The organism is Herbaspirillum sp. CAH-3, from assembly GCF_009668275.1.
Lineage (GTDB): Bacteria > Pseudomonadota > Gammaproteobacteria > Burkholderiales > Burkholderiaceae_D > Herbaspirillum > Herbaspirillum aquaticum.
This window is the reverse complement of record NZ_VSWE01000010.1, coordinates 61,894-75,931: the sequence shown is the minus strand read 5'-3', so window position 1 is coordinate 75,931 and position 14,038 is coordinate 61,894. Positions and strand designations below refer to the sequence as shown.

Here is a 14,038-nt window from a genome sequence, read left to right as displayed (position 1 = left end):
CTGGAAGTTCGCAAGCCGATATTCGGCATCGATCAATTTTTCCCCATACCTAACCTTTACTTAGTCCACGGATGCTTCACAGCCAGCCGTTGCGAGATCAGTCGCGGGAAACTGTTTTTTTCACCAATGTAAGGTGGTCTTTATTAGGCTTTTCATATAGCCCTTTAGCGGCTTCTTGCTGCTGAGATTGGGAGCCATTACGTTCGACATCGCTAGCCGGTTTACGAATGCGATCCTCGCCCCCCCCTACTTGCTCTTGGTTCGGTTTATGCCCTTGATGCTGCTGCGGATGTCCGCGTGGCGACAAATGTTCTCGGCCTTCGTTTCTTTGATCCACAGGTAGTTTGGTATCTGACATATTCGTCCTTTGTGTATTGTCTATGTATAAGAGTTTCAGGTCTGGGAAGATCCTCCGCATGGGCTGCCCATCGGTTCGGCGGCACCCAAAAATAGGCGTCACAATCCGAGATTTCATTTCAATTTCTCAGCTATTTTTTAATCTTTACCGACGTGACCCGTCGAAAGCTGTTCGGACTCATCGGCCACCCTAACTTCTTTTCACGAAAGCTCTGCGCCTTTGCACTAAGAGTTGTGGAGTCTTTGATCTCGTTATTTTCAAAATAACAGTCGCCGTGTTCTCGTTGATGCTTATCTATTGCTTCCACAATTTCGTCGCTGTTAAAGCGGCCATTAGAGTAATTTCGCATTTCTTCCTCCAGGCAGGAACAGGTGAATGAAATAAGACGCTCGATGCCTTCGCTCAACTTCAAGAAAGTTTTGGCGAGAGCCAAACTTCTGGCCCCAAGCAAGGTGGCGGCACCAAATTCGGAATACTAAAACCGGTTTGCGGACGATGTATATGCGCACTTTCGCGCTCTAGTCCTCAGACGAAATGGGAGGCCTTGGGTTACAAAGGTCGTTTGTCTTTCCACGACTACGTGCGAGGTCCTCAAGAACTTGCTGAATGCATTCGATATCCGCAAGCTGCCCCGAATAGTCTACGTAGAGGGCACTTCCCGCAACCAGAAAATTTTGGTAATCGGGAACCGGCTCCGTCATTCGAAAGCGATTCATCTTGTTCATATGATTCTCCAATTGGAAAGATAGCAAAGCATCTCAACGGAGGGACTCAATGAACTGAAGAGGCGGCAGAGTCGGGATGGGGAAAACGAATCAAGCGAGCTTTTTACCTGGCCTTGATTCGCAAAGGGATGCACAGACCTTACTCCCATTACTTCTCTAAAACGGAAATGCACCTCATTTATTTTTCTATCGGTGGGGTCATAGTGATAGCGTCGAGACATGCTCCTGTCCAATTATTTTCCCGACGCAGTAAAGGGCGCAGAAATCGTGTTCAAATGGCACCTCTCAATAGGAGATCTAATGAAGAAGCGATTTAACGAAAGCACTGCCAGCCTCAAAGAGCTAACAACAACTATGCCGATGAGCTCAACGGTTCACGCAGAAATTTTACGAAGGAGGGTTGTTATTAGACGGCTCGTCGAAGATGCAAGAGAAGAAACGAAGCTAAGACGAAGTGATCTCGCGTAATTTTTAGGGCCGATCTTCGATTTTTTACGGTCGGGCCCATCGCGTGAAGCACCCGAGGACCTACGCAACGATAACAGAAACTAAAAGTGAGCTATATAGAATCCCTTCTACTGAACAGCTTTAACGGTCGAGACCACTTCATCGAAGAGGCAGGGTTTTACAAGCAACGCGTCAAAAACCTTCAATGCTCTCCAAGAGTTTTTCAAAGGGGTCGCACTCAGGAGAACAATCGGAATGGAAGAAAATCGCTGGTTATTTTTGAGTAAGGTCGCCAGCTCTAACCCATCCATGATCGGCATTCGCAAATCTGTCAAAACAACGTTCACAGAATCATCAGACCCCATCATTAGGTCATAGGCTTCTCGACCGTTTGTAGCTTCCAGAACGCGGTAACCCTCATTTTTAAACACCTCTGAAAAGATGGTCCGAACATCGACATTGTCCTCGACAAGTAATATTGTGCGCCCTCGAAACAATCCGTCCATGCCCCCTCCCAAATAGTGGCCATGGGTCCAGAGTCGGATATCAGAGGGCTATAAATAGTATGAGAAAAAATCTGCCTTATGAACATCAGGCAATTCGCTAAAACGGAGAATCTATCTCCGACAGACACGTAGGATTAATGGATGAAGCTCTGTGGGGAGCGCATCAAATAGCAATAACCTAGAAATGATGTCCCGTTAAAGGCGTGCGCAGAAGTAGTCGCGCTTTCGCAGGTCTAGAGGATTATCAGTTGCTACAACCTGAAAAGGATCGGAGCCACACGTAGTAATTCATCGCGGCAGCGTAAGAGCTCCCGGGCTTCGGCTATCGGCGTATGTCCGACTCACTAGCCTGGGCGATTCTCGATTGCGACGGCTCTGACAGCTCATAACCGGCTGCGACTTTTCCCGCCACATTAGCATCTGGTGACCGCGCTCAATTGCCCCTTGTTCGAGTGTTCTTCATTCTCGCCCGCTGCGTTTTCCTGGACGCACTCCTTGGTCGTGATCGTTATGTGTGTATTGGTTTAATTAACCCAGACACCAATTTAGGCGAGAATGCTCGCCATGGAGAGGTGTTTGATGACAAGACAAAGACGAACGTTTTCACCGGAGTTCAAGCAGCAGGCCGCTAGCCTGGTCCTGGACAACAACTATAAGCAAACGATATCTACCTCCAGGCATCGTTTGGTAGTCAAAAAACGGCCAGTCAGCTAGAAAATAGGACATGGGGGAATCCGCCTTGGATTACCCATAGCGGCTTGGCATCGGAGGCTACGGCTTATCGCCCAAAAGCGGGCTATGTGACGAGGATATTAGATGAGCGCGAAATACATCAAACAAGAAATGGAGAGACAACTTGAGTCTGCACGAGATGCTGTGGTGGATGAAGTGAGTTTCATCAATTTTCTGAATGTACTCTCCGCAGACTGGTTCGCAGAAACTGAATTACACGCGGCTTTACTTCCATCACCATACTCTTCCGGTGTATTGGGCTGGAAGAACGGCAATATCGGTGCATTTCTAAATGCCTCCGTTCGTTGGGTGGAGAATTCAAGAAATGGTCCCCATTTCTATGAAGTTTCAATAAATCCCTGGCGTAAGGTTGCCGATATCCTGTTAATGGGGAAGACTTACGAATAGGATGGAATATCTTCTCCCAGCCAAGAGTAGGCATTCTGCAATGGTGAAACGCCAGCTAAAATTTGTCTTGGTTCATACGCTTTTCCAAAGCTACCGCAGCTTCCCTCCGTTCGCTATAGCGATCGGTCAGATAAGGTGAGATATCCCTGGTCAGCAGGGTGAACTTGAAAAGTTCCTCCATTACATCGACGACCCGCTCATAGTAGGGCGAAGCCTTCATCCTGCCGGCATCATCGAATTCTTGGTATGCCTTGGCGACCGACGACTGGTTTGGAATCGTCAGCATCCGCATCCAGCGGCCAAGCACTCGCATCTGATTAACCGCATTGAAAGACTGCGAGCCGCCCGACACTTCCATGACGGCGAGAGTCTTTCCCTGAGTGGGGCGAATCGCCCCTTGCGACAACGGAATCCAGTCGATTTGGGCTTTCATGATGCCGGTCATGGCGCCGTGGCGTTCGGGTGAGCACCAGACCATCCCCTCGGACCAGTTGGCCAGGTCGCGCAACTCTACAACTTTCGGGTGCGTATCCGGCTCGCCGTCGGGCAAGGGCAGGCCGCGCGGATCGAAAATCCTGGCCTCGCCGCCAAATGCCTCCAGCAGACGTGCTGCTTCCATCGTCAACAGTCGGCTGTATGAGCGCTCCCTGATGGAGCCGTAAAGCAATAGGAAGCGCGGCCGATGGCTAGATGCGCCGACTTCTTTAAAGCCGTCAATCGCCGGGACTTGGAACTCGCCTGCCGCGATGTTCGGCAGATCACCGAGCCGGTGCGACACGTTGCCCCTCCGCGTTCACTACGACTTCACCATCCTCCTTTGTGAATGCGCCCTGCTGCGGATTGGAGAGGATATCCAGCACCAACTCCGACGGGCGGCACAAGCGAGTGCCGATGGTTGTCACCACAAAAGGCCGGTTGATCAGGATTGGATGCGCCAGCATTGCATCCAGCAGTTGGTCGTCCGTGAGATCCAGCTTATCCAGTCCCAGCTCCGCGTAGGGCGTGCCCTTTTGACGAATTGCCTCGCGTACGGTCAGGCCGGCATCTCTGATCATCTTTGCCAGTTGCTCCCGGCTTGGCGGATGCTGCAGATATTCAATGACAGTTGGTTCTTCCCCGCTATTGCGGATCATGGCCAGAGTGTTACGGGATGTACCGCAAGCAGGGTTGTGATAGATGGTGGTCATGGTGTTTCCTGGGTGATGTGTCAGGTTCTATTGGAGGCGGATCGCCAGCGCTGCGAGGGTGACCAGCAGCACCGGCATCGTGAGTACCGCACCGACACGGAAGTAGTATCCCCACGAGATATGCAGTTTCTTCTGGTCCAGCACGTGCAACCAAAGCAAGGTCGCCAAGCTGCCGATGGGCGTGATCTTCGGCCCGAGATCGCAGCCGATCACGTTGGCGTAGACCATGGCTTCGCGTACCACGCCATGCGCCGTTGTGGCGTCGATGGATAGTGCACCGACCAGCACGGTCGGCATGTTATTCATGATGGAAGACAGGATCGCCGTCAGGAAGCCGGTTCCTAATGTTGCAGTCCAGAGCCCATGTTCCGCCAGACCATTCAGTACCTGTGTCAGCAGATTCGTCAGTCCCGCGTTACGCAGGCCATAAACCACCAGGTACATGCCGAGGGAGAAGAAGACGATCTGCCATGGCGCCCCCTTGATCACCTCTCGCGTCGCGATCACATGTCCCCGCGCGGCTACCGCAAGAAGAATCAACGCACCGGCGGCGGCTACCGCACTGATGGGAACACCCAAGCCTTCCAGCCAGAAGAATCCCAGCAGGAGCAGCGCCAACACCCACCAGCCAGCCGTAAAGGTGGCCTGGTCACGTATTGCCGCAGCCGGGGCTTCTAGCTGCGAAAGGTCGTAATTCTTTGGAATGTCCTTGCGGAAGAAGACAACGAGCGCCAAAAGCGTAGCGGCTAGCGCGGCCAGGTCGACCGGGACCATGACGCCGGCATACTGCGCAAAACCGAGCTTGAAGTAGTCCGCCGAAACAATGTTGACCAGGTTCGATACCACCAACGGCAAGCTGGCTGTGTCAGCGATGAAGCCCGCCGCCATGACGAACGCTAGGGTCGCTTGCGGCGAGAACCGCAGCGCCTGAAGCATGGCAATGACGATGGGCGTCAGGATCAGTGCGGCACCGTCGTTGGCAAAGATCGCCGATACAGTGGCGCCCAGCAGCACCAACAATACGAACAGGCGCTGGCCGTTACCTCTTCCCCAGCGAGCCACATGAAGCGCCGCCCATTCAAAAAAACCAGCCTTGTCCAGCAGCAGACTGATGATGATGATGGAAATGAAGGTCGCAGTAGCATTCCAGACGATGTGCCACACCGTTGGAATATCAGCCCAATGGATTACGCCCAAGGACAACGCCACGACTGCGCCCCCGCAAGCGCTCCAACCGATGCCCAGACCCCGGGGCTGCCAGATGACCAGCACCAATGTAATCAGGAAAATGAAAAACGCTACCAGCATGCTTACTCCGCCTCAAGTAGCAGCAGCTGATGGTGGACAGCATGCACTAACTGGAGAGCAGGGATTGCCACCGCAGCAGTTCTCGGTGAGAAAGCCGAGAACCTCGTTCATGACGTCGTAATTGGCCGCATAGATGACGAAACGCCCCTCCTGCCGCGACGTCACCAGGCCTGCGTGTGACAGCTCCTTCATGTGAAAGGACAGCGAAGATGGTGCGATGTCAAGCGCCTCGCCAATCTTGCTCGCTGCACAGCCGTCCGGCCCGACCTGAACCAGATGGCGAAAGATGCCCAGACGGGACTCTTGGGCCAACGCGCTAAGCGCGGCGATAACGGATTTTGTTTCCATGGCCTGCCTCATTAATTCAATATTTCAATTATTATTGAAATAATAGACCTGTGCAATAAAATTTTCCGCACCAAACCAACATGCGCTGCTGCAAAAATCTGCCACTCAGGCCTGTGGAAGACGCACGCGGAGATCAAACGCTGCTTGTTTACCTTCGTGACAATGCCCGAGATTATTGATGCCCACCGCATCACCGGAGAAGATTGCTTTCTTGTTCGGATCCTGGTTGAAGAGATGGCGCAGCTGGAAGCCGCTATCGACACCTTGGCAAAGTTTGGGCCTGTTACTACTTCAGTAATTTTGGCAAGTTAGCCATCGAAAGCTATCGTTGCGAGAACTTGAATCTCATTTATCATCGGGTCTGTGATAACTATGATCCGAGTCCCCAGCAGATCTTCGTCTACGCTCTTGAGATATTCTATTCGGCCAAAAAGTTGTTCCGCAACGGAGAAAAAATGCTTGAATTACGACCCAGCTGTGAATGCTGCGATAAAGACCTCCCGCCAGAATCGACTGAGGCAAGGATTTGTTCCTTCGAATGCACCTTCTGTACTAATTGCACTATCGACATATTGAAAGGCAGTTGCCCTAATTGCGGCGGCGAACTGGTCGCACGTCCTCGAAGGCCCATGGAAAAGCTCGTGAATAGTCCAGCAACGACTGAGCGAGTGTTCAAGCAAGGCGGTTGTAGAGGGAGTGCTTAAAGGTACGCGACAAGCCGCTCTGCGTAGATTCTGGACGGCTGTGACCGTTCCCATTACCGGCATTGTTGCCTGCGATGTCGGCAGGCGGTATCTCATTACGCTGTACGGCCCATCGGTATCGTACTGGCGACACCATCGCTCGATGACGACCAGAGCTTCTCGGCGGGTGTAGAAGATTTCTCTGTTGACTAGTGCGTCGCGGAATTTCCCGTTGCAGGACTCGCGGCATCCGTACTCTCAAAAGCCTCCTGGCTCGATATACAGCGTCTTTGAAACGATCAATACAAGACGGCTGGCTCTCCTATTTCTTTTTGACGATCTTGTTCCCCATGACGACGCCTTTAATGGTGCCAAATACATCTCCGTGAATTTGGTGACCAACGTTACCTTTAATGTTCATGGCTGGCGTCCGCGCTCCCGGCGACGACTCAGAGCCGGAGGTCAATCCAAAAATCATTCCAAGCACGCCAGCTTTGCCTCGGATATCCAGGCTGCGAAATCCTTCAAGTAAATCGCTTTCATCTTTGGTTAGCGGAGCATTGCTCGACTCTCCCGTTAAGAGAAATAACACATCAATTCCCGCCACTGCCATAGCAGTGAGATAAGCCGAGTCGGGCTTTCGCGATCCGTTCTCATAGTTCATTTGCGTATCACGCGTAACGCCACCCAAGGCAGCAAACTTCTCTTGGCTCAGACCTAACCGCTTACGCTCCAACTTTAGACGCTCGTTAAATTCCATCATTTGACCGCAATATATTGTTTGACTTGCGGTCATATGACCGCTATATTCACGTCATTGCTAAGTGACGTGTACAACCATTATCCCATATGCCCACTCTCTCCAAGCCCGTATGCCGCCCCCATACCGATACTTCGGTGGCCGTTACCTTCCGCCTTGAAGCTGATGAAGAAGAACGACTGGCTGAGCTGGCCCGCCAGGATCTGCGCACACGCTCGTCCTTTGTGCGCCTGCTGATCTTGCGCGGCATGGCCGCCTACGACAACGACGTCAAAGCCGGACGGGCTTGAGCATCGGAGACCGCCATGTACGACGATCCCCGCAAAATCCGTCATCGCCGCATCGTAGTGCGCGTCAACGACGACAACTACGACATCATGAAAGCTCTGGCGCAGTACCAGGGCGAGAATCTGGCCACGCTGGCTCATGATCTGTTGATGCATCAGGCCATCGCCCTGGCGCAATCCTATTCGATGCCGATCTTATCCGAGCAGAACGTGCAAGCCAAGGCGCTCATGAGCCACTTTTCAGTGCCTCGCAATGCCTGATATCGAATTGCCGTTCACCCATCCTGCGTTAATCGAAGCCCTGGAAGTCATCATGAACCGCGAGGGTTTCGACACGATTGAACAAGCGGCCGAGTTCGTTCTGGCCCAGTCTGTTCGAGAAGGTATCAAACGTGTTACTGGCAAGGGGCGTGCACTCTATGCCATCAAGGGAAAGAAAACAACATGCGTGTAATCAGCCTGCCGTGCCCTCATTGCCAAAGCCCAGTACGTGCAGCCAAAAGCCGGACCATGTCTACGCTGATGAAGGAAATCACCTATCGATGCCAGAACGTCGATTGCGGCCATACCTTCGTGGCCACGCTGGAGATTTCTCGTACCGTTTCCCTGTCGGCCATGCCCAATCCCGAGGTGAGCCTTCCCATCTCGCCCCGTGCGTACCTTGCCCCCCAAGGAACAGGTACTGCCTGACTTGTTGCTGACCGCCTAGCCGGTCGCTGAACCCCAAAATTTACTAAGACCTGTCGTGCGCCGTTTGGCGCACGCGGGATTCGCTCACCCTCAAGAAACCTCACCATGGCTCTCGATCAGCAACAGACAACGCTTGCGCTCGCCTCGCTGCGGCTTCGCATGGGCGACGATATCAAAGAATTTCAATGCGCCCAGCGCATGCTGATGCGCAAAGCCGTGCTGCAAGACGAACTGCAGTGGAATGTGATCTGGCAAGGGAAGAACGTTATTTCCGCCCGCCTCGTCCAGCGCTTGCAGCGCCTCGGTGGCCTGATGGGAGCATGGTAATGCGTACTGTGATCGCTTATAGCATCGCTGTGCTGTTACTGCTTGCGCCGGCTCTTCTGGCTGCGCTCGGGCTGGTGAAAGGGTAATGATGCGCGGTGCACGAATTAAGGACCATGCGTCATTCCGTCCGGCATCGGACCTGCTGCGCGAGCGCGCGGCATGGGTGCCCACGCCTCCGGGTAATGAAGCTGCCAAGGCTGAACTAAGTAAATCCATTTCCCTGCTGCGTAATCGCAGACGGCCCGATCTGCAAACTGGCATCGCTCATTCCTGGGCAGCGATGCCCAAGCCAGTGCGTCGACACATCCTCGCCTTGGCCGGGCTCTCAGCAGATCGCTGGGAATGCCCTATTCACTCCTTCACTGAAGCTGAACGCCTGGCCATGCGCCATGCGGTGCTGCGTGCCATTACGACGTATGAAAGAGCCCTCAATGCAGTCTAGAACAGTCGATGCGAAAACACGCCGTCGGCATCGGGCCTTCGTGGAATCGCGGCAGTTTGCCGGGGAACTGGCACGTATTCCGCTGAAGTGGCGCGGACGTGTCGTGAGCCAGGCCCTGGAACTGATGTCGGTATGGCACTGGAACAAGATTTTTGAACCGGTCGCCGTTCAATTCGTCCGCGAGTTCGCTGAGCAGTACGTGCCGGCCGGAGTAGATCTGTCGCAGGATGATGCCGATATTTGCGCCACGGCCGAGAAAGCCGCCGAAAACGTCAAGAAAGTCTTGTGGAAAGCGATTTCTGATACCCACGCACGCGACCTCATCGAACAAGAATGCAGCGACTACGGCATTGATATGCCTGAAGTGGATGATGACGACCTGCGCGCCATCATTGCGCGCGTGGTGGATCCGCGCTGGTGGCGCAGGCAACTGCGCAAGGTGGTCGGCCGTGCCTTTGAGGGCGGCAATATTCGCTTGGGCTATGTGCACTATCACGGTGAGCCCTATGCCAGTAATGACGCCGTATTGTCTCGCCTGGCGCAGAACAGAAGAAATGCCGCCGCACTGGAAGCGACCATTGTGCGCAATGAGGCTGGCCAGGAATTCAGCATCGCTGAGCTGGCCGAGAAGACGACTGCCAATAAGACCATACGTCGTGGGGAACTCATGCTGCGCATCAACGGTTTCGAGACCATCGCGAAGGAGTGCAACGATCAGGGCCTATTCCTCACATGGTCGTGCCCATCGCGCTTCCATGCGACGCTGCACACCGGAAAGCCAAATCCGAAGTATGACGGCTCGGACCCGCGCACGGCCAATCGATATCTGGGCAAGATGACTGCGCTGGCGCGCTCGGCGCTGGCCCGTCGCGGCATCGGCCTGTACGGGTTTCGGATTGCTGAACCGCATCACGATGGCTGCCCGCACTGGCACATGCTGGTGTTCGTGCGCCCACTGCCGGACTACACCACGCCCCACGTCAAGGACGTGGCCAGCAGGGCTATTCGCGTCATGAAGAGATACGCCTGGCGCGCGGATCGCGGCGAACCAGGGGCGTTCAAGCGTCGCCTGGATGTGAAACGCATTGATTGGGCCAAAGGTAGTGCCGCCGGTTATATCGCTAAGTACGTGGCCAAGAACATCGATGGCGTGGCGGACCACAAAACCAAAGAAGGCTACCTCATCACCACCGATATGGCGGGGGATCGTGAGCTGACACCTTCGGCCCGCGTGGAAGCCTGGGCAGCCCGCTGGGGCATTCGCCAGTTCCAGCAATGGGGTGGAGCTCCCGTGAGCGTTTGGCGCGAACTGCGCCGCGTGCCGGCAGACATGGTCAAACAGGCTCCCCCGGCCATGGCCGCGGCCTGGGATGCCGTACAAAAGGTCGAGGGCGAGAAGCGTGCATGCTGGGCGAGCTACCTGCGTGCGCAGGGCGGCGCGCTGGTGAAGCGCGACGATCTCATGGTCACTCTGGCGAAGGAAACCAAGACTGTGACTGGCCGCTATGAAGAGTGCGAGCGAGTGATGCCCTATGGCGTCCGGTGTCGCCAGATGGCCGGGGTGGTGTTCAAGTCCGTTCGGCATACATGGACGCTAGTTCAAGGGCACGACGCCCGCGCATCGGCGGGTCCGGGGTTCCCTTGGACTCGTGTAAATAACTGTACGCAGCCCGCCGGGCCTGACTTTGCGGCGGATGTGTCCTTCGAACCGAAGACATCACCAGCACCGTTCATGTTCAAGCCCGACCAGGCCGCGCAGATCGATCATGCCTGGCTTGCCCTGGGCGCATGTCCCTGGCCCCGGCCGGTGGTGGACGACATGCCGACATGGCCAGCACCAGCCTTGACGGCCGACGAACAGCACCGGGCCCTGGCTGCCTGGGACGCCATCAAGGCATGCCCCTGGCCGCGCATGGTGCCGCTGCCGGACAAGTCACCACGTCACGGCACGCCTCGCCAGGTCGCCGACTGGCGCGCCGGCCGGCTCGATGTGACCGAACTTCCGATTGATACCAACCCAACGAAAGGGATCGTCCCATGACCGCGTTTCGTGTCGTCGTGCGCACCGCCAGCGCACGCCATTCCTACACCGCCATCGCAGCCCATAGCTGCGACGTGATCGCCGCCGCCGTCGATCGCTTTGGCGTGTGTTCTGTTACGGCCATCCAGGAGAACCAGAAGTGAACGCAATCACAACCACCAATCCCACCGTGTCTTACCGTGCCGAAGGCTACGCCGCCCAGTATTTCGCCAAGCAGCCGAAACAGCGTGATTTCGTCATGCTGCCACCGCAGGCCCTGGACCGCATCACGTTCAATACACCCGATGACGGCGTGCTGGCCGGCTATGTGTCGGTCATCCGCCAGCACCTGGGCAACGGCCAGAAATTCGCGTGGGTGGAGCTGGACAACGAGCTGGCGGGGCAATTCCGAGGAGTGCCGCTGGCGGACATCCTCACTTGCGATGATGCGGGAGATCTACGCCGCACTGCCGCGAATCGTGAAACCAAACGTCTTTGCTTGGGCGACTACAGCGGTAATCTGGGTGTTGAAATGGGAAAGAGGGAACCACAGTCATGAGTGAATTGTTCCTTGATGATGAAAGCTTGGAGCGTCTCACAGGCATTCGGCGTGGTTCTACCCGCGCCGGCGTGAAGCAGACCAAGTACGAGATGCAGGCGGCATTCCTGCGCGCAATTGGGATTCCCTTTATCTTGAATGCGCGCGGCCGGCCGGTGGTCCTGCTGTCGGCGGTAGAATCGCGCCGCACGGCAGAGGCCCCGAAAAAAGGATGGAAACCAGCAGTGATTGGGGCATGACATGGGGCGCAGGCCGTCGAAAAATTCGAATCTTCCACGCGGCGTGCGTGCGCGTGAGCAGCGCAGTGGCGTGATTTACTACTACTACGATGCCGGCGGCAAGCCGCGTCGTGAGATTCCGCTCGGCTCTAACTATGTCGAGGCCGTGCGGAAGTGGGCCGAACTGGAGGCGATGCCGCCTTCCACTGTGTCCAAGGTGGTGACGTTCCGTTATGCGTGCGAGGTTTATCAGAAAAAATACTTGATCGAGAATGCACCGAAAACGAGGGAAGAGAAATTGCGGCAGATTGAGACACTGCTTGCATTCTTCGATAATCCGCCGGCACCGCTTGAAGAAATCAAGCCCATCCACATCAAACAGTTTTTGTCATGGCGGGTCCAGCGAACGCAAGATGCATTGCGCAAGAAGGGTGAGCCAGTGGAAGGCAACGAAGGTCGAGTAGCGGCCAATCGTGAGAAGTCGCTCATTTCGCACATCTGGAATGCAGCGCGGGCCGAGGGGCTGACCGACCTTCCGAACCCATGCGCCGGCATCAAGTCGTTCCGCGAGTATGGCCGTGAAACCTATGTCTACGACGACGCCTTCCATGCCGTGTGGGGCAAAGCGGACGTTCCGACGCGTGAGGCAATGGACCTGGCATATCTCACCGGCGGCCGGCCGGCGGACCTGCTGAAGATCGATGAAACGCACCTACGTGAAGGCAGCATCGAAGTGCGACAGAACAAGACCGGGCACAAGCTGCGCATTGCTATCGAAGGAAAGCTCGCGGCGCTAATCGAGCGCATCAAGGCGAGAAAGCGCGGCATATCCGGTGTCGTGGTCTCAACAAGGTTGCTTGTCAATGAGGAAGGTCAGCCCCTGGGCCGGGCGGCGCTGCGCTTTCGCTTCGAGGCCGCACGTAATGCTGCTGGCATTGAGGGGGATGACTTCCAGTTCCGCGACCTGCGTGCGAAGGCTGCTACCGACAAGACGGACAAGACCAAGGATATCCGCGAGGCTCAGCAGCAGCTCGGCCACGCGAGTGTGGTGATGACGGAAAACTATGTCCGCAAGCGCCGTGGTCGCAAGGTAATGCCGACCGAATAATGAGGCCGCCCCAAAGGCGGCCTTTTGTCATGTTGCTTGCAGGTTGTAGAGATACGTACCGAGCCAGTAAGCAACTCGAATGATCCCATACGTCAGAGTGAATGCGCCCATCAGCATGAGTAGGATCACGACCCGTATCTTGGATTTAGACGGCGGTTCGTATCTCACCGGCTCAAAGACTTTCGCGGATCCTTCATCCGACTTTACATAGGTATTGATTTTGTGCCACGTTATCGGGGGGAAATAGAGATAGGAAACGGTCACCTCCTCCTTCGCAACTAGGGTTGGAATCAGCAGCTCCGCAAAACCATCTGCATTATGTTCGATCTTAAACGGTGTGCTGTAGGGATACAGAGTCACGGAATCCGGCATGTATTGATGACCCAGCCTGATGTTAAACGCGGTCTTTTTACCTACATTGGCGATGACAACGCTGTGTGTATAAACTTCAAATGGTGGCTGCGTCACATCTCCATTTGCTGCAACCTTCTGCTTCACATGATGTTCTGACCGATGGCCGAAATAAGCGACCAGGCGCGGCCTCTTATCGGCGATGAGTTTCACCACTGCCAAAACAACTGTTACCAGCGTGGAGACCAGTTTGGCCGCAACGTCAATATCGAATGTCATAGCCCCTCTTTGAATTATTTTCCGGCTCAGCTGAGCTTGGCTGATGATAGCGCAATGCCAATAAATCTTAGCGGACGAATACGTCTGGATGCTATTCGCGGAATACGAGTGATTTTGAGCAATTTCAGCTAACTGTCTGAATTGCGGAGCAAAAGAAGAATTGCGGAGCAAAATAAAAAGGCTCTCCGGTCGGAGAGCCTTTTAGATACTGGTGCTGGCTGCAGGACTTGAACCCGCCACCCCCTGATTACAAGTCAGGTGCTCTACCAGATGAGCTAAGCCAGCAAAAACTTCA

22 protein-coding genes, 1 tRNA gene and 1 pseudogene are annotated in these 14,038 nt (G+C 54.9%); 14 read left to right on the top strand and 10 right to left on the bottom strand.

Annotated features, from left to right (window positions below):
* Nucleotides 1-97: 97 nt before the first annotated feature.
* Nucleotides 98-358, bottom strand: coding sequence for a hypothetical protein (locus FYB76_RS14265; RefSeq protein WP_134040408.1), 261 nt, complete (start codon nucleotides 356-358; stop codon nucleotides 98-100).
* Between the two features lie 1,300 nt (nucleotides 359-1,658).
* Nucleotides 1,659-2,036, bottom strand: a complete 378-nt coding sequence (locus tag FYB76_RS14260) for a response regulator (RefSeq protein ID WP_154134060.1) — start codon at nucleotides 2,034-2,036, stop codon at nucleotides 1,659-1,661.
* Between the two features lie 816 nt (nucleotides 2,037-2,852).
* Between FYB76_RS14260 and FYB76_RS14255 the strand changes: the two genes are divergently transcribed.
* Nucleotides 2,853-3,176 carry a hypothetical protein gene (locus FYB76_RS14255; RefSeq protein WP_077236028.1) on the top strand — a complete coding sequence of 108 codons (324 nt, stop codon included), beginning with the start codon at nucleotides 2,853-2,855 and terminating at the stop codon, nucleotides 3,174-3,176.
* Between the two features lie 55 nt (nucleotides 3,177-3,231).
* Here the strand turns inward: FYB76_RS14255 and arsH are convergent, their stop codons facing one another.
* Genes arsH through FYB76_RS14235 form a run of 4 tightly spaced genes read right to left on the bottom strand, consistent with a single transcriptional unit; the run spans nucleotide 3,232 to nucleotide 6,019 of the window.
* Nucleotides 3,232-3,954 (bottom strand): arsenical resistance protein ArsH, encoded by a 723-nt coding sequence (gene arsH / locus FYB76_RS14250; protein WP_370516352.1) that lies wholly within the window; start codon nucleotides 3,952-3,954, stop codon nucleotides 3,232-3,234.
* The gene (gene arsC / locus FYB76_RS14245; protein WP_154134059.1) at nucleotides 3,935-4,363 is read right to left on the bottom strand and encodes an arsenate reductase (glutaredoxin); all 429 of its coding nucleotides are present in this window, start codon (nucleotides 4,361-4,363) and stop codon (nucleotides 3,935-3,937) included. The genes arsH and arsC overlap by 20 nt, the downstream gene beginning before the upstream one ends.
* A gap of 27 nt (nucleotides 4,364-4,390) precedes the next feature.
* Nucleotides 4,391-5,671 (bottom strand): arsenic transporter, encoded by a 1,281-nt coding sequence (locus tag FYB76_RS14240; protein ID WP_154134058.1) that lies wholly within the window; start codon nucleotides 5,669-5,671, stop codon nucleotides 4,391-4,393.
* 12 nt (nucleotides 5,672-5,683) lie between these two features.
* Complete coding sequence (locus FYB76_RS14235; RefSeq protein WP_174616829.1) at nucleotides 5,684-6,019, bottom strand: helix-turn-helix transcriptional regulator; 336 nt, start codon at nucleotides 6,017-6,019, stop codon at nucleotides 5,684-5,686.
* A gap of 162 nt (nucleotides 6,020-6,181) precedes the next feature.
* Between FYB76_RS14235 and FYB76_RS14230 the strand changes: the two genes are divergently transcribed.
* Together FYB76_RS14230 and FYB76_RS14225 are read left to right on the top strand one after the other, a co-directional pair.
* Nucleotides 6,182-6,331 (top strand): Lrp/AsnC ligand binding domain-containing protein, encoded by a 150-nt coding sequence (locus FYB76_RS14230; protein WP_154134164.1) that lies wholly within the window; start codon nucleotides 6,182-6,184, stop codon nucleotides 6,329-6,331.
* 143 nt (nucleotides 6,332-6,474) lie between these two features.
* A complete protein-coding gene (locus FYB76_RS14225; RefSeq protein WP_154134163.1) occupies nucleotides 6,475-6,723 on the top strand; it encodes a DUF1272 domain-containing protein in 249 nt (82 codons plus the stop codon).
* A 90-nt stretch (nucleotides 6,724-6,813) separates the two neighbouring features.
* Here FYB76_RS14225 and FYB76_RS27100 read toward each other — a convergent pair.
* A pseudogene (locus tag FYB76_RS27100) lies at nucleotides 6,814-6,936 on the bottom strand (IS3 family transposase); the annotation flags it as partial.
* Between the two features lie 88 nt (nucleotides 6,937-7,024).
* Nucleotides 7,025-7,465 carry a helix-turn-helix domain-containing protein gene (locus FYB76_RS14215; protein WP_006461602.1) on the bottom strand — a complete coding sequence of 147 codons (441 nt, stop codon included), beginning with the start codon at nucleotides 7,463-7,465 and terminating at the stop codon, nucleotides 7,025-7,027.
* A gap of 86 nt (nucleotides 7,466-7,551) precedes the next feature.
* Here FYB76_RS14215 and FYB76_RS14210 point away from each other — a divergent pair, with 86 nt between their 5' ends.
* The 11 genes from FYB76_RS14210 (at nucleotide 7,552) to FYB76_RS14165 (ending at nucleotide 13,113) form a co-directional block, all read left to right on the top strand.
* Nucleotides 7,552-7,752, top strand: a complete 201-nt coding sequence (locus FYB76_RS14210) for a hypothetical protein (RefSeq protein WP_154134057.1) — start codon at nucleotides 7,552-7,554, stop codon at nucleotides 7,750-7,752.
* Nucleotides 7,753-7,767: 15 nt separating this feature from the next.
* Nucleotides 7,768-8,010, top strand: a complete 243-nt coding sequence (locus FYB76_RS14205) for a hypothetical protein (protein WP_154134056.1) — start codon at nucleotides 7,768-7,770, stop codon at nucleotides 8,008-8,010.
* Entirely contained in the window at nucleotides 8,003-8,203 is a 201-nt protein-coding gene (locus tag FYB76_RS14200) for a hypothetical protein (protein ID WP_154134055.1), read from the top strand. Before FYB76_RS14205 ends, FYB76_RS14200 begins: the two co-directional genes overlap by 8 nt.
* The gene (locus FYB76_RS14195) at nucleotides 8,194-8,439 is read left to right on the top strand and encodes an ogr/Delta-like zinc finger family protein (RefSeq protein ID WP_006465440.1); all 246 of its coding nucleotides are present in this window, start codon (nucleotides 8,194-8,196) and stop codon (nucleotides 8,437-8,439) included. Before FYB76_RS14200 ends, FYB76_RS14195 begins: the two co-directional genes overlap by 10 nt.
* 105 nt (nucleotides 8,440-8,544) lie before the next feature.
* Nucleotides 8,545-8,766 (top strand): hypothetical protein, encoded by a 222-nt coding sequence (locus FYB76_RS14190; protein ID WP_154134054.1) that lies wholly within the window; start codon nucleotides 8,545-8,547, stop codon nucleotides 8,764-8,766.
* 85 nt (nucleotides 8,767-8,851) lie between these two features.
* Entirely contained in the window at nucleotides 8,852-9,208 is a 357-nt protein-coding gene (locus FYB76_RS14185) for a hypothetical protein (RefSeq protein ID WP_229296969.1), read from the top strand.
* The gene (locus FYB76_RS14180; protein WP_154134053.1) at nucleotides 9,198-11,249 is read left to right on the top strand and encodes a replication endonuclease; all 2,052 of its coding nucleotides are present in this window, start codon (nucleotides 9,198-9,200) and stop codon (nucleotides 11,247-11,249) included. The genes FYB76_RS14185 and FYB76_RS14180 overlap by 11 nt, the downstream gene beginning before the upstream one ends.
* Nucleotides 11,246-11,392, top strand: coding sequence for a hypothetical protein (locus tag FYB76_RS26650; protein WP_008331387.1), 147 nt, complete (start codon nucleotides 11,246-11,248; stop codon nucleotides 11,390-11,392). Before FYB76_RS14180 ends, FYB76_RS26650 begins: the two co-directional genes overlap by 4 nt.
* Nucleotides 11,389-11,787: a hypothetical protein gene (locus FYB76_RS14175; RefSeq protein ID WP_370516351.1), complete on the top strand. Its 399-nt coding sequence runs from the start codon at nucleotides 11,389-11,391 to the stop codon at nucleotides 11,785-11,787. Before FYB76_RS26650 ends, FYB76_RS14175 begins: the two co-directional genes overlap by 4 nt.
* Nucleotides 11,784-12,026 carry a DUF4224 domain-containing protein gene (locus FYB76_RS14170; protein ID WP_154134052.1) on the top strand — a complete coding sequence of 81 codons (243 nt, stop codon included), beginning with the start codon at nucleotides 11,784-11,786 and terminating at the stop codon, nucleotides 12,024-12,026. The genes FYB76_RS14175 and FYB76_RS14170 overlap by 4 nt, the downstream gene beginning before the upstream one ends.
* Before the next feature lie 70 nt (nucleotides 12,027-12,096).
* A complete protein-coding gene (locus FYB76_RS14165; RefSeq protein ID WP_370516350.1) occupies nucleotides 12,097-13,113 on the top strand; it encodes a tyrosine-type recombinase/integrase in 1,017 nt (338 codons plus the stop codon).
* A 27-nt stretch (nucleotides 13,114-13,140) separates the two neighbouring features.
* On the opposite strand, the gene FYB76_RS14160 is transcribed toward FYB76_RS14165, so the two are convergent.
* Together FYB76_RS14160 and FYB76_RS14155 are read right to left on the bottom strand one after the other, a co-directional pair.
* Nucleotides 13,141-13,743 (bottom strand): hypothetical protein, encoded by a 603-nt coding sequence (locus tag FYB76_RS14160; RefSeq protein ID WP_154134050.1) that lies wholly within the window; start codon nucleotides 13,741-13,743, stop codon nucleotides 13,141-13,143.
* Nucleotides 13,744-13,952: 209 nt separating this feature from the next.
* Nucleotides 13,953-14,028: transfer RNA gene (locus tag FYB76_RS14155), tRNA-Thr, on the bottom strand.
* Nucleotides 14,029-14,038 lie beyond the last annotated feature (10 nt).